8 protein-coding genes are annotated in these 14482 nt (G+C 42.5%); 6 read left to right on the top strand and 2 right to left on the bottom strand.

The window, feature by feature from the left end:
- Positions 1-236 precede the first annotated feature (236 nt).
- Together ACXACJ_RS16570 and ACXACJ_RS16565 are read left to right on the top strand one after the other, a co-directional pair.
- On the top strand, positions 237-2069 hold the full coding sequence (locus ACXACJ_RS16570; RefSeq protein WP_475135525.1) for a hypothetical protein: 1833 nt from the start codon (positions 237-239) through the stop codon (positions 2067-2069).
- Positions 2070-2071: 2 nt separating this feature from the next.
- The gene (locus ACXACJ_RS16565; RefSeq protein ID WP_475135524.1) at positions 2072-3106 is read left to right on the top strand and encodes a hypothetical protein; all 1035 of its coding nucleotides are present in this window, start codon (positions 2072-2074) and stop codon (positions 3104-3106) included.
- Positions 3107-3847: 741 nt separating this feature from the next.
- On the opposite strand, the gene ACXACJ_RS16560 is transcribed toward ACXACJ_RS16565, so the two are convergent.
- Positions 3848-5434: an ABC-F family ATP-binding cassette domain-containing protein gene (locus tag ACXACJ_RS16560; RefSeq protein WP_475135523.1), complete on the bottom strand. Its 1587-nt coding sequence runs from the start codon at positions 5432-5434 to the stop codon at positions 3848-3850.
- Between the two features lie 582 nt (positions 5435-6016).
- On the opposite strand from ACXACJ_RS16560, the gene ACXACJ_RS16555 reads away from it, so the two are divergent.
- Together ACXACJ_RS16555 and ACXACJ_RS16550 are read left to right on the top strand one after the other, a co-directional pair.
- On the top strand, positions 6017-7954 hold the full coding sequence (locus tag ACXACJ_RS16555) for a hypothetical protein (RefSeq protein WP_475135522.1): 1938 nt from the start codon (positions 6017-6019) through the stop codon (positions 7952-7954).
- A 13-nt stretch (positions 7955-7967) separates the two neighbouring features.
- Complete coding sequence (locus ACXACJ_RS16550; protein ID WP_475135521.1) at positions 7968-8993, top strand: hypothetical protein; 1026 nt, start codon at positions 7968-7970, stop codon at positions 8991-8993.
- 236 nt (positions 8994-9229) lie between these two features.
- Here ACXACJ_RS16550 and ACXACJ_RS16545 read toward each other — a convergent pair whose 3' ends face one another.
- On the bottom strand, positions 9230-10162 hold the full coding sequence (locus tag ACXACJ_RS16545) for a hypothetical protein (RefSeq protein ID WP_475135520.1): 933 nt from the start codon (positions 10160-10162) through the stop codon (positions 9230-9232).
- Between the two features lie 701 nt (positions 10163-10863).
- Here ACXACJ_RS16545 and ACXACJ_RS16540 point away from each other — a divergent pair.
- Positions 10864-11595: a hypothetical protein gene (locus ACXACJ_RS16540; protein ID WP_475135519.1), complete on the top strand. Its 732-nt coding sequence runs from the start codon at positions 10864-10866 to the stop codon at positions 11593-11595.
- Between the two features lie 9 nt (positions 11596-11604).
- Positions 11605-14472 (top strand): CHAT domain-containing protein, encoded by a 2868-nt coding sequence (locus ACXACJ_RS16535; protein ID WP_475135518.1) that lies wholly within the window; start codon positions 11605-11607, stop codon positions 14470-14472.
- Positions 14473-14482 lie beyond the last annotated feature (10 nt).

Genomic DNA, 14482 nt, shown 5'->3' with positions numbered 1-14482 from the left:
GAGGAGATGGATAAAGGGGAGGGACAACTTACCCATGTGGCTCTGGCTACCGCTTAATTCAGTGTAAGGAATCTCCATGGCTGGTGCTATTCGCGTTGAATAACCTCCTGCTTTCTCGCAGCACAACTTTGAACATTAAACCTTGAAATGCTTCTCCGAAGCATTTACGTCAATTGCCGTATTGAACCACTTCCTGCCTGAAGATAAGTTTGTAGTGTACAAACTCCCTTGCACCTATGCGTTTCGAAAACCTAGCTTTCTTACTTCTGTTTGTCCTACTGGCCGCTTTGGCCTGCGATCCTAAAAAAGAAGATATTGATCCAACCGTTGAGGCCGCGAATAACATTCAGTTCCGTGAGTTGATGCCCCCTACGGCATATGCCACTGCTACATCCATTATGGTCAGCCCGAATGAGAAGTATATGATCTTCTTCGGTGCCCATCAACCATTCTACTCAAAGGATGGAGGGCAAACTGTTCAGCAGCTATATGTATATGGCAATGCAGATAACATTCCCATCAACATCAGCAACGAGGGCCTTTTTGTGTATGGTGGAGGTGTTTACGATCTCGATAACATCCGCTCCGGTTCTGCGGCTATTGACTATGCCACAGGAGTAACCGATTCGGGCAAGTTGGTCTACATTCAGAATGATGGAGCCAATGGCAAAACGTTCTTCATGGAAGAAAACGGAAGCTATGTGAGCACTGGCGTTCGCCTGGAAATAGATCAGGATTACTATCTCGGTACATGGGGAGAAAAAATGGGTTTCTTCGATTGGAGAACCAGAACCATTGCTGAGTTCGATGCAAGCACAAAAACCTATACTCAGACTACTTTGGCCGACATGAACTATTCCAGACTATATGGGCCTGGAAACAGCCGGAATAAAATTAAAACAGCCTACAGCTACGGTTATTTCGCTTATGCCAAAGAAGGTGGCGTAATCATCGTTACTCCGGAAAAGGAAATTCGATACTATGACTATCCGGATGACTACCGCATTTGGCAGAATACCGAGGGCGGTATGAAGCTCTATAAGGATCATGCCTATGTGAATATTTTCGATCGATGGGGAAATAGCCGAATGCATATGGTAACGGGCAATTCCGTAGAGCCTGTCGATCATAATTTTGCAGTTTGCCATGTGGGCGAAACAGTCTATACTCAAGGCTTTATTGAGAATGGCGACAGATTCAGAGGCGGGATCATTAAAACTGTGAACGGCCGTCAGGAATATCTGCCATTGGATATGGGCTATCGGTATCCATCTGGCTATATGTTCGGAAAAACTTATATGGTTGGCGATTATGCCTATGCTGAAGATAAGGTGTTCGATACCAAAAGTGGTAAATATGCTACTTCTCCAACAGGTGAGATCACCAGCATCTTGTACGATGGTGGAAGAACTATCGCTTACACCGAAACCGGTACTTACACCACAGCCAATGGAAGAGATTGGAACTTGGCTAGCACCAATCCTCCCGCTCCCGAACTCGTAACCAAAGGAACCGATGGCGTTTACCATGCCCTCACGATGGAATTAAAGGTCTATGTGTCTCCTAGTACTCAGGCAAGAACCTATTCAACAGATTTAAAAGCTTATACCTCAGGCAACGGTATCGACTGGACCGAGGTGTCTGGCTCATCATCAAATCACCCGGGCTATGGTCCACGCCTCATCAGTTCTGATGGTGTGGTTTATACCACAGATACCAATGCAGGAAGTATCGGATCAGCAAAGTTGAGTGAAGACTTCGGGGTGACCTGGCAAGGGATTCTGCAGGGTAAGAACCTGACCAAAAATGAGCCGCTACCTGATGGATTTAAAGTCAGTCAGTTTGAGTTGAGCTCAGGGAAATTTATGTCCATTGTATTTGAATTCAATGGGCAAATGGGGATTTCGGTCTGCGATAGCTCAACTGGTGGATGCACTGATCAAATGCTCGAAGTAAGTTTTGATGCCTCTGATATGTATCAGCACGATGATGAGATCACCATCACGGCCAATGACGAATTTGTGTTCAACACTTTAGGTGGTATTTACATTTCCAGCAGCTTGAAATAACCATGAAAGAGCAACTTCCACTTTCACCAGAAGATATTAATAAGCTCAGAAAGCAGCTTATTCCTATGCTGATTTTTCCATTTGCCGTAGTAGCCATGTTTGCCGTGTTTTACAAGCTGGCTTTCGGCAATATGGACGAGAGCTTTTTTCAGGACGGCATCAGCGAGAAGATTTTCATGGGTTTTGGGGTGCTGTTCCTGAGCATTCTTGGCTACATGGTCTGGTCTTCTGTCATCGACATCAAAAGAGGGTTCAAATACCGGGTTACCGGTGTGGTAACCGACAAGCGACTGAATATACAGACCTCAACTTCACCTGGTTCTGCCGGTGGAAGATCAGGAAGCTCCGGCACCAGTTCCAGTACTACCAAACACTATTACCTCTACATCAACGATGAGGAATTCTCGGTAGACTATAAGAACTATACCCGGGTAAAAGTGGGCTCTAATGTGGTGTTAGACAGAGCGCCAAAATCAAGACTCACACTCTCTTTAACGGTCTTGTCTAAGGAAGAGGAAGATCCACAGGCTGCGAATAATATGCGCACGGAGAACATCAGGTTTTTGGAGAGCCAGATGCAGGAAGAACGTTTTAACGAAAAGGATTTTGAAGCACTGAAGCAGATTTTCTGGAAACAAGCCAGAAAGAAACTACTGTTTATGCTGCCCTTTGTGGTCATCGTTTTTGGAATGATTACCAACGGACTTCTGGGCTTCCTCATCATTATGTTTCCCCTGTTTATCGTTCCCTTGTGGCAGGGGGTAAGCGCCATGCGCAGATGGGGCGAATACATCAGAAATAAGGGCTATGCCCACAAGCGGGGAGTCACGGCTTTGGTTGAAGACAAACTCACCGTTACAGGCAACCGCAGAAGAGGAGTAAACAAAGTCATCACCACTAAAGGCATATTACCGGTAAGCACTGTGCTATATGATCAGCTGAGTGTAGGAGAGAAGGTGATCATTTTCTTTCCCAAATACGGCAAGCAACCGCTGAGTATTATGAAGCTGAGTAAGGAAGAGTTTTATCTGTTTTAGTGATTGGGGAACTGGGGAACTGGGAAATTGGGGAATTAGGTAATTAGGAAACTTGGTTTTTTCATCCTGAGCTTAGCCGAAGGATCGACCAGATTGAATTGTCATTGGTCAATTGTCAATTGGTGGACTAGGGGATTGGTAGTCAAGGGTCTGAGAACAGAAACAGTCAATTCAAACCGTCATTCAGACCCCGATTTATCGGGGGAAGAATCCCTCCAGGGTTTTGGAATCTGCTGTGGTAGTGAAATTAAACCGCAGAGATCGCCAAGAGCGCGGAGTTTACCCTGGAATCGAATCAAGTTGGAATTTGAGCTTTGCCCCGCCTCGCCCCGCCCCGAAGTATCGGGGCCTCGGGGTTGCCCTTTTGGAGTTTAATCAATAGTAGTCTTTAGTTGAGTCACAGGTTAGTCCTGTTTAATTGAGAAAGGCAGCACGGACGGTGCTGCTTTTTTTGTATTGCTCCTGAGGTTTAGTCGTCAGACCACTAGTTTGGCTACTTATGGCTTTATCTCGCGGCTTATGAGCTGTTGGAGTCTACACTAAAACCCACAATCTGAGTGGTCAGACGACTGGTGCTGGGGTGTTGGGTAATGGCAATGTCCACCCCCAACCCCCATGCCTGAGGCATGCAAGCACTAGTTAAATCCGAGGCAGTTGCGGCTTGCACGATTGTCCTCCGCTGCGGAGCGTTACACTTCGCTCGGAGTGACAGTTTGAACAGGCCGCTATCAATACTTTGATTTATAGAGTAATTGTTTCTTCTATGTTCACTTGCTCCAAAAAAGTCTCATCGTGAGAAATAACAATCAAAGTCCCATGATACTCATTGATAGCGACAGTCAATATTTCTATGTTTTGAATGTCCAAATTGTTGGTTGGTTCGTCCAGCACAATCATATCAGGCGATACATTACCTATGCTTAAACAGCAAAGCATCAATCGCATTCTTTCTCCACCACTCAAAGTACGACAAGGCTTTTCCCAATCTTCTTTACCAAACAAAAAGCGATTGAGTTTGATTTTGACTTCGTGTTCTTGAAGAGCGGAGGAATTGAATAGCTGTGCTTGTTCATAAACCTTGAGCTCATCATTGAGTAGAGAATAGTCCTGGTCAATGTAAACTGTTTTGTTGGCCGCTCGGTACAAGGTTCCAGTTTCTGGTTCCAAACTGCCTAAAATCAGCTTGATTAAGGTGGTTTTGCCGGAACCATTTTGTCCCTTCAAAGCGATACGTTGGCTACTTGTAATTTGAAAACTGAGATTCTCTTTCCATAAGGGTTGGGTATGGTAGATAAAGTTGATGCCGCTGGCTTTATACAGTATTTTCCCCTTATGTAATGGTGAATTGTCGAAGCCGAACTTCATTTGATCTATATCGGGCAATGCAGAACGCAATTCTCTTAGTTCCTGAGAAATACCTCCAATTTTCTCTTGATGAGTGTTTTTAAGTTTGGAACCACTGTTTTCAGCATCGTTCTTCATTTTGTCCATTATGGCTTTGCCCATGCCGGCTTTAGTTTGCTTTTTCTTTCCTCTTGCATCCAATTTTTGCTGGCGCTCCAAGGTTTCCCGCTCTTTTTCCCGAGCTTTTCTCAATGCTTTTTCTTTGCTGTGAATGTCCTGACTCAAAGCATTGCTTTCTATCCGTTTCTGTTCGACATAAAAATCGTAGTTGCCACCATAAGTTTTGATCCCATTTTTGCTGAGCTCGCAAACTGTGTCCAGAAGGTTAAGTAATTTTCTGTCGTGGCTAACAACGAGCAAAGTGCTTTTTGTTGTAGTTATGAAATTGTACAACAGTTGTCTGCCTAAAACATCCAGATGATTACTTGGCTCATCTAAGAGAATAAGCTGGGGTTGGTGAATTGAAATGCCTGCAAGAAAGACCTTTGTTTTCTGACCGCCACTAAGTGCTTCCATTTTTTGATTTAGATCTAAATCGATTAGTTGCCAGTCACTTAATGCCTCGTTGCAACGCTCTTCAATGGTCCAGTCATCATTTAATACATTGAAGTTTTCCTGAGTAGTATTTCCTTGCAAAATCTCTCGAAGTGCATGGAGTTGTTTATCAATTCTCAATGCCTCAGCAACCGAAAGATGATTGTACTGACCGAAAATTTGTGGTATATAATATGGCTCAGAATCAATCTTTATTCGGCCGTATGGGCTCTGTAATTCATTTGCAATAATTCTGAGCAATGTGGATTTTCCTGCTCCATTGTTGCCGATTAAAGCGATTTTGTCCTGCTTATTAGCCGTTAGGCTAAGGTTGTTGAATAGTAAATCTTTGTTGGGAAGTATATATGAAAGTTGCTGTAACGCTAGCATAATTTCTTTCTTTAGATGGTTATAAATAGACAAGCCTCTTACAGCTTGCTGTCTTTAAATGGTCTGAAAGAAATTATTTTTCACATACGCTATTTGTCTGAATTGAGGTGCAAATATAAGGGTTCCTGGTTTTGTTTAGGGGACTATTTACAATTCTTTGGTAAAGTCATGAGTTTACTGGGATATTGTCGGTAACCCTCATTGCGAGGCGCAAAACGATCATAGTGGAATTTTCAACGTGGCAACTTGCCTGCGGCAGGCAGGTTCCTCTGTTCTTTGCACCTACATCTAAACAGACAGATTGCCGTGTCACAAGTTTGACCCAGGTCAAACTTCTTCCCTGTCTGCCGGCAGGCTTTAGGGCTGGGGTAGAAACTGAATCTAATTCTCTACCAATGACTACTGGCTAATGACAATTCAATCTGGCAGATCCTTCGGCAAGCTCAGGATATAAAAGAAACGTCCTTTGACCCATCCACTAATTCCCCAATGACTAATTAACTAGTCACTTTACGTCAATTGCCTTATTGAGCTGCACCATGCCAGAAGCTAGGTTTGTAGAAGTATTAAACCGTTTTGGCCATGCGTAGATTCTCAATTATAGCACTTCTTATTTCAGTCGTTTATTCCTCTTCCTTCGCGCAGCATCAGGTAGCAGATGTTGAAATCTTTGGCACCTATTATGAAATGAGTCCGCTGCTGATGGATAAGATGCGGAAGAAATTCTCGCTCGAATTGGTAAAGGATGGAGGAATGCTGGAGCTCGATAAAATTGAAGTGGATGGCGTAAAGGTAACTGCGCAATCGGATCTCCAAAACGGCAAAAAATACAAGAAGATTATCTTTGAAATAGGAGGGAGAAAGCTGGTTACCTCTGGCGTGATCATCCTATGGTCAACCAAGGAATACAATCAACAAACAAGGGCATATCAATATGCCATGCGGTACTTTAAAATATGGCCTGAAAAGGATATTCGCTTTTTGGAAAGCGGAAAAGTATTTGCTGAAAAAAAGCAGATAGCCAAAGAGGTAGTCACATATGAAGGTGGAATACCGTTTGAAGATGGGTCGGTAGAGTATTTCAGAGAGAATGTTCCACCCTACATTTATTCTGAGCGGCCAGATTCTACTGGAAGATTTTTGAACAAACAGGCAGTTACTCACTCCGGTGAATACCTGTTTAAAATGCAGACTATTGCTTCGTCTAAACCAGGTATCACCGACCCTAAAGTTGGCTATTATGTGCCAGGCGATTTCTATCCTCAAACCTCCATATTTAATGAGCGGAGAATTGCCTCAGATGCCTATGAAACCTCGGTGATTACGCTGATGAATGAAGATAGATATGTTGGTTATTCAACCACGGGTATTTATTACTCCAAGTCCTATGGCACCTTCACTGGCTATATGCTGCCATTGGTAGACAAAATTGGTAATGGATCAGTACTATTCAGGGAGTTCAATGGCAAATATGAATGGGCCTTGGTGGTAGATGGTGCCATTGAAATGACGGTGCCGGCCAATGAGGCAGATAAACCTCTGTTGAATGAGTTGATGAGCAGTTTGGACAATCGATTATCCAAAGCATCATTCCCCAATTATCCGATGAATGCACCGGAGAAAAAACAGGTCAGTTTGCGCTATGGAACGATCTTCGGTGAGCTCCAGACCAGAGATATCGAAAATCATTCAGGGTATGGAGTTAAGTATCATTCAACCGATTCCCTGTTTAAGGGCGATCATGGCTATCTGGAAATGGGCATTTTTAAAAATGGAAAGCTCGATGGTTTAGGATACAGAGTGAATATGGTGCATATCTATCACCCGGAGTTTCCTCACGATTCAGGTGATTATCAGTATCAAGCCTATGCCAAAAGGGTATATGGGGAAGCAGGAATATTTGAAAACGGAATATTGAAGGAGGGAAGGGTGATTGATATTCCCAACGACATCTTGGATCAATTTTATAACTATTGGTCTGACCCGGCTATTGAGGGTTTTGATTGGGTAGGCAGAAAAACAGTGCCGGTAGATACGCTTACTGAATATGAAACCATTCCCTATTCCTATACGCTTATGCCTAATTCCGAAGTGTATGTAGAAGCCTTAAACAGGAATCTAAAGGTAGTGCGATTCGACACCAATTTGAAAGCGCTGATAGTGATGGACGATCATGGTCATGAAGTCTCACTCAACGAAAATTCTGGCAGGATTTTCCAAAAGTACTTAAGCACAACATCAACCAAATACCTGTGCCCGACTACGGTAGAAAGGGCGAATTACAAGGAAGTAACCGTCAATCATGAAATTCCACACTATACCACATCCACACGAGTGGTGAAAGGCGAATACATTACCACTTACTACACTTCTCAGGTATACGATCCTATTAGGTATAGCACCAAAAAGATGGTGGTAAATAATTATGAAATGGTGGCTTGTCCCAAGTGTAAGGGGCAAGGATATTACTACGTGGGCTATACCACCGATCAGTACAAGCAGGTGGCTTTTGACAAATAAAACAATCTAGAATATGAGTACGCAACAGTTACCTCTGGAACCAGCCGACATCAAAAAACTGAAGCGAAAACTGCTGCCCTTTTTCGGTTTTGCTGTGTTTTCAGGACTGATTTTCGCTGTTATTGGCATTGCCATTTTAGGTAAATTCAAAGATCCAATGGCTTTCGATGATATGGCGCTTTATATCTTCATCGGCTTTGGTGTTATCTTCTTCAGTGTAGTGGGTTACATGATTTGGGCTGTTTTTGCCGACATAAAAGCAGGAGTGAAGCATCGTGTTAGCGGTATAGTCACCAATAAGCGGCTGAACGTTCATCAAACCCAAACGCATCATCATCAAACAGGTAGAGGCAACACTAGCAAAACAACCAGGCATTATTATTTGTACATCGATGATGAGGAGCATTCTGTAGAGTTTAAACACTACAACAAGGCGAAGGTAGGTATGCACATTGTGCTGGATAAAGCCCCAAAATCGAAGACGACTTTGGCTTTGGAGATCACAGGCAAGGAGGTGGTAGACCAAGAAGCGCACAAGGTTGAAACCGAAACCAGTAGCAAGTTTTTGCGAACTGCTTTTCCTGATGTAAAACTGACGCCAAAAGATGAAGAGGTACTCAAGAATATTTTCAAAAGTCAGCAGAAGGCGAGGTACATCTGGTTGGTGCCAACTTTGGTAATGCTCATCGCCTTTATATCGAATGGCCTATACGGATTATTGGTCTTCTTTTTCCCTGTAGTGCTTATTCCTGCCTATCAGTTTTATAAGATCATTCGGTCATATAGCAACTACCAAAACAGTAAGCGTTATGGCTATAAGCATGGAGTGCCTGCCATTATTGAAGACAAGACCACTTTTACCTCAAATCGATCTAAAAGTGCACAAAGACTGAAAACGACTATTGGGGTAATTACAGTTGAGTTTGTCACTTTCGATCAGCTACAAGTAGGAGACAGGCTAGTGGTTTTCAAACCGAAATTTGGCAAACAACCTCTCAGTATTATGACTATGGACCAGCAGGAGTATTATTTGTACTAATGTGATTGGTGAATTAGAATATTAGTCATTTGTCAATGGTCATTAGGTAATGGTATGCAGAATTATGGAATGAAAAAGCCATTTCAGACCGTCATTGCGAAGCTCAAAATAAACGAAGTGGAATTTTGCACCATGGCAATCTGTCTGTTCTTTGCCCTTTTGGAATTTAAGCAAAGACTTTCTTTAGTTGAGTAAGGCAGCTCGGACGGAGATGTTTTTTTGTAGATTAAGGTTGGTTATGCAAAGTATGTTTCAATATTCTTTACTAGGTCTTCGCAACTAATTTCTAGCAAATCTTCTCCAGATTTAAAGCTTTTATATAAAATATCATCTTTAATTTCTTCCTTAAATTCTTTTAGCTGCTCCCAATTATTCATAGCAGTTTTTAAGTTAGGTGAGTCAAATGACATTTTTGGGGCTTCGAGATAAAAGTAGGCCATACCAAGTGGTGAATTTTCTATTTCTTGATTTCTAATTGCAAACAAAAGTTCTTCTGCTGTCCCTGATTTTGAGCGCTTTTCACCAGTATTTACATCTTTTGTTGGGGTTCCAAGTTTATGTTTAAAAACTGCAAGGACAATATCTACTTGTTTTAGAATTTGTTCACTGATTATGTCTTGCCCATAGCCAGATTGAGTTGCCAATTCTTCCCAACCACGCACAATGATTCTATGTCCGCATCTAGCTTCATAACCCGCTCTTCTAAATTTAGATTCAAGAGAATTTAATAGTAATTCTCTTTCCTCTGCTAGATCGCCAGGGGTTGCAATGAGCACATGTATTTCTTTATCATTTATGGAATTTCTTGTCCCAACTTTTGACGGTTTAGCAACTACTGGTTTTGGTTTTTTATTTTCTGTAGTAGATTCATAGTTTGTGCTTAGCTTCAAATCTTCGATGATTATAATTATTAAATTACATAGACTTTTTACCCCCCTATTGAATGATCCTGCGTAGTAACTGTCATCTGAATCTCCGAAAAAAATCATTGGAGAATAATGGATGTTTTCTATTTCATCTAAATAATGACTGTTGTCTCCAAAAAATTTCCTTACATACATTTTTGCCTTTCCTTCAAGCGTATCAAAATTTTCCTTTGAATAATAGTTGACCTTTTGAAGTTTCACTAAGAGTTTCGTAAACAAATCAATTTGTTCTTTTATGTTCATTGCTTTCCATTTTTCATAACACTTTATAACAAGCTTATCTAAGCGCGATATATTTCTAATAAATTTCTAGAAGAGCGCATTAGCCTATCAAAGGGAGTGACATAATGTGCACTTCAAGGTTTCCAGAAAATCACAGAAGTCTAAAAAATATGCATGTGGTTTTCTTCTTGGAAGAAAAGAATTTAAGAGAATATTTACAAGAGGTGAGGTTTGGGAGTGTCGATGTTTGCATGTATCGTGCAAAACCGATGGAGATTCTTTCGGTCGTTTATTCGCCTAAGGGCTTATCTACTCCTTCATAATGACGCGTACCGAGGGTTTGTCGATTACCTTCATTGCGAGGTGCAAAATGAACGCAGTGGAATTTTGCAACGTGGCAATCTCCTGTTCTGTGCACCTAAGTTTAAACAGACAGATTGCTGCGTCACAGCTTTTAAACCAATGACTTGGGATAAAAGCTTTGTTCCTCGCAATGACGGCAAGAACAGATTTTATCTGTTCCCGGATCAATAAATTCCCACTATTCCCCCAATGTCCAATGACCATTGACTAATCACCCAATCCACTAATTCCCCAATTCCCTAGTCACTAATGACCATTGTCCAATGACTAACTAACTATTCACTTTACGTCAATTGCCGTATTGAGCTGCACCATGTCAGAAGCTAGGTTTGTAAGTATCAACTAGTGAAAATCAAATCATGAGAAAGCTTCAATTATTACTCGTTTTAATAAGTTTCTTCAGCTTTTCGGCTTTAGCTCAGGAAAGCATCAAATGCGCTAAAGGCGACTGTGAGAATGGTTACGGCTTCGCTACGATGCACGATGCCAGCGGACAGGAATATGGTTACCAAGTTGGCTTCTATAAAGATGGAAAACTAAACGGTGTAGCCAACCAAACCGGTACTTTCGGTAAGTTCTGGGGAACGTTCAAAGACGGAAAAAGACACGGATTCTTCAGTTATGAAAGCGATGGCAACCTCTATGCCTTCGGTCAATTTGTTGACGGAAAGAAAGAAGGCTTGCATATTATTCGTACACAGCAAGGCTACGATTACAAAGACTACAAGAATGATGTGCATGTGAGCAACAGTCCACTGCCAAGCACAGCAACAGCTCCTTGTGTATTGGGCAATTGTAATGACGGAAGAGGAGTAAAGATTGACGGAAACGATGCGGTTTACAGCTCATGGAAGGGCGGTGAAATTAACGGCATGACCATGCAGTTTCTACCTTCTCAGAGCAAAATCATCTTTTCAGAATACACAGAAGGTACAATTAACGGACTGCATATGATCTGGCATTTCGACAAGTCAGCAGAGATTATGCAGATGAAGGATGGCCAAAAAGAAGGTGAATTCCTGAAAAGAAAAACTGACAACACACACGAAGCAGCAATTTATAAAGCAGGTGTACTAACTACTTCATTTTAAAACATGAATATGAAGCGTCTATCCCTAATTCTCGCCCTGGCTTTCGTTTGCTTTCTGAGCAAAGCTCAGGTCAGCATTCCACCTGCCAAAATGGAAGCTCACCCTGATTATGCAGCTTATCAGCGAGCAAAACAGGGCAAAGATTATAATGCCGCATTGCGTGCCGCAGCCAACTTGATTGAGACCTATCCGGGCAATTCGGTGGCATTTCAATTGGCCGCAGCATCTTTTTATGACATCAATAAGCCGCAAGATGCCGCAGATTTTGTGCAATGGTCGGTAGCATACAATAGCTACGATAATGTTTCGAGCTTCTATGGTTTCATCTTCTCGGTTTTCGCTAAACGTGCTCAGGAGGTTCAGCAATATGTGCACACCATGCAGAATGTGGGTAAAGCAGCAGCAGATATGCAGCGTGATTACCAGAGCATGAGTGGCTACCTCAACTCATTAGCCAACTATCCTGATTTATCTGCCACGGTTCAAAAGTCGAAAGGGTATTTAGCGAATTATAATGAAGAAGGAGTGAAGCGAGCGAAAGCGGCTTATGAGAACTTGGCTTCAACACTTGGCGCTTCTTATGATGGGATTGCCAACAACGAAACGGCTGCCCAAACTTTAGCCGATTGGGTAAAGGCCGAAGAGGCCGTTAAACAAGGCCTCATTTCTCGAATGATGTATGTGGAGGCGCTGGTAAACATCGCCAAGATATCTGAGACGGTCAATTTTGAGTTCGGTCAGAAGTTGGAGCCGCATTTGGAGAAAATCGTATTCGACCAAACCAACTACAATATTGCTTCCAGATACAGGGCTTATGAGCGATTGGCTAGGGTGCAATCGGCTATGAAACGATGGGATAAGGTGGAAGCTTCTTCGAACCTTATTCTTTCCGATTTGAGTGGGAAGTTACCATCGACTGCAACACTTGCCAAAGCCTACTTCTACTTGGTGATGGCCAAAACTGAAAGCAGAAATTACAAAGATGCTGCTGCTTTAGCCGATTCATATGCGGCTCAATTACCTAAGTTGAAATCACCAGAATACATAGCCGAAGCCTATTATGTGATCTTGCGGGCCTATGCTTTCAACAAGGAAATAGACAAAGCTCGCGCCATGGCCCAAAGAGCTGAAAACTTCCTTAAAACTCCGGGGATCGAACAAATGAGCTATGCGTCTTATGTGAAGAATGGTCTTTCTAGCATAGCCAATTTAGTGGATAATGAAACAGTAGCTTCAACTGGAAATGCCTATAACGATGGCGTTCAACTGATGGAGCAAAAGAAGTATGCTGAATCGGCTGTTCAGTTTGAAAAGGCGAGGGCAGAAGAGATTGAATTGTTAGATAAAATGGATCCGCTAGAGCAGCGTGGCTACTTGGATAAATTCCAACGTATCAACGGATTTCTGGCAGGAGCATATTACGAAACCAAGCAGTTCGACAAGATCTATGATGTCATCGAATCGAACCGAGCTTATGCTTTGCTGAATGACAAACGAAGCGATAAGAAGCAGCTATCGCTGAAAGAATTACAGTCCGTTTTGGGCGAAGGAGAAGCCTATTTGTCTTTTATAGATGTGTCTAAGGGCACCACTTATGAAGGAACCTACCTGATGTGTTTGGTCACCAAAAATAATGTGATGGTGAAGTATAATCGTTCGGCAGGTGCTTTTACTGATTTGCTCACCAGTCAAAAAACTCAGTTGATCGAACTCGAAAAAGAACAGGCCCAAATGGAGTTTAGAAAGGAGAATCTCGACTACCTAAACGGAGCCAAAACAAGGGTGGCTAACACCTTTGCTAAGGGCGAATTCAAGTTAATCACCCAGTATTTGCGCAAGCATATGGAAGCCAAAGTGGTAGACGGTAAATATGTTTTCTACCAAAAGGAAAATGTAAACGATCTTCTTAAACGTTTCTATGAAACCTTTATCGCTGGGTTGGATGTGGACTTATTCACCGTTAGTAAGTTGACAATCAGTCCTGAAGGGTTGATCGGCACCATTCCATTCGATGCTTTGGTAGATACCAATGGTCAATACCTGGCCGAGCGTTTTGAGATTGGCTACATTCCGAGTGCGGCCATGCTTTACACACTGAGAAAGCAACCGAAAAAGGCTTATGAAATGAATGTGCTGGGTTTTGGAGGTGCAACTTATGATTTGCATTCGGCACAAAAGGCTCCGCTTAGTTCACTAGGAGACCTTGAAAAGCTACGTTACAGAGTGCGCGAAGATCTTCAAAAAGGCAAACCATTAGATTATGCCTTTGCGACATTCCAAACCGATAAGCCAATGTCTTACCTGGAAGGTGGACGAGAAGAGGTTGCTAGGATTCAGAAAATTGTTCCAAAAACCGATACACGTATGGATGCTATGATGACAGAAAATGAGCTGAAGCGAATGAGTGCTGCAGGCGAGTTGGCGAAGTACCGTGCGGTACACCTTTCAAGCCACGCGAGTGTGCATCCTTATGTATTCGACCTGAGTAGCATTGCCATGACAGTGAAGTCAAGTCCAGTGAATGGCGAAGACGGTATGCTGGTAGTAGGAGAGTTAGAGAAGCTGAATCTTCCGGTCGACTTTGTAATGCTCAGTGCCTGCCAAACTGCTTTGGGAGTAGAATCTCCTGGCGATGGCATCAAAGGCTTGAATCAGGCACTATTGAATGCAGGAGCTAACAGTACCCTCACTTCCTTATGGAGTGTAAGTGACAGCGGAACCATGTTATTGACTATTCACCTTTACAACCGTGTTTTCAATGGAAATATGAGCACTGCAGCGGCTATTACCGATGTAAAAAGAAGCTTTATCAAAGGTGAGTTCGAAGGGCATACACATCCGTATTTCTGGGCACCATTTATTTATACGGGGTATTAAGGGAAGTTGA

This window comes from Roseivirga sp. AWQ4_251, from assembly GCF_056158225.1.
The sequence above is the reverse complement of the archived record's forward strand: the minus strand, read 5'-3'. Positions and strand labels throughout refer to the sequence as shown.

Coding starts and splice junctions, on each gene's coding strand:
- ACXACJ_RS16535 (WP_475135518.1), top strand. CDS start 11,605: ATGAAGCGTCTATCCCTAATTCTCGCCCTGGCTTTCGTTTGCTTTCTG.
- ACXACJ_RS16540 (WP_475135519.1), top strand. CDS start 10,864: ATGAGAAAGCTTCAATTATTACTCGTTTTAATAAGTTTCTTCAGCTTT.
- ACXACJ_RS16555 (WP_475135522.1), top strand. CDS start 6,017: ATGCGTAGATTCTCAATTATAGCACTTCTTATTTCAGTCGTTTATTCC.
- ACXACJ_RS16550 (WP_475135521.1), top strand. CDS start 7,968: ATGAGTACGCAACAGTTACCTCTGGAACCAGCCGACATCAAAAAACTG.
- ACXACJ_RS16560 (WP_475135523.1), bottom strand. CDS start 5,434: ATGCTAGCGTTACAGCAACTTTCATATATACTTCCCAACAAAGATTTA.
- ACXACJ_RS16545 (WP_475135520.1), bottom strand. CDS start 10,162: ATGAACATAAAAGAACAAATTGATTTGTTTACGAAACTCTTAGTGAAA.
- ACXACJ_RS16565 (WP_475135524.1), top strand. CDS start 2,072: ATGAAAGAGCAACTTCCACTTTCACCAGAAGATATTAATAAGCTCAGA.
- ACXACJ_RS16570 (WP_475135525.1), top strand. CDS start 237: ATGCGTTTCGAAAACCTAGCTTTCTTACTTCTGTTTGTCCTACTGGCC.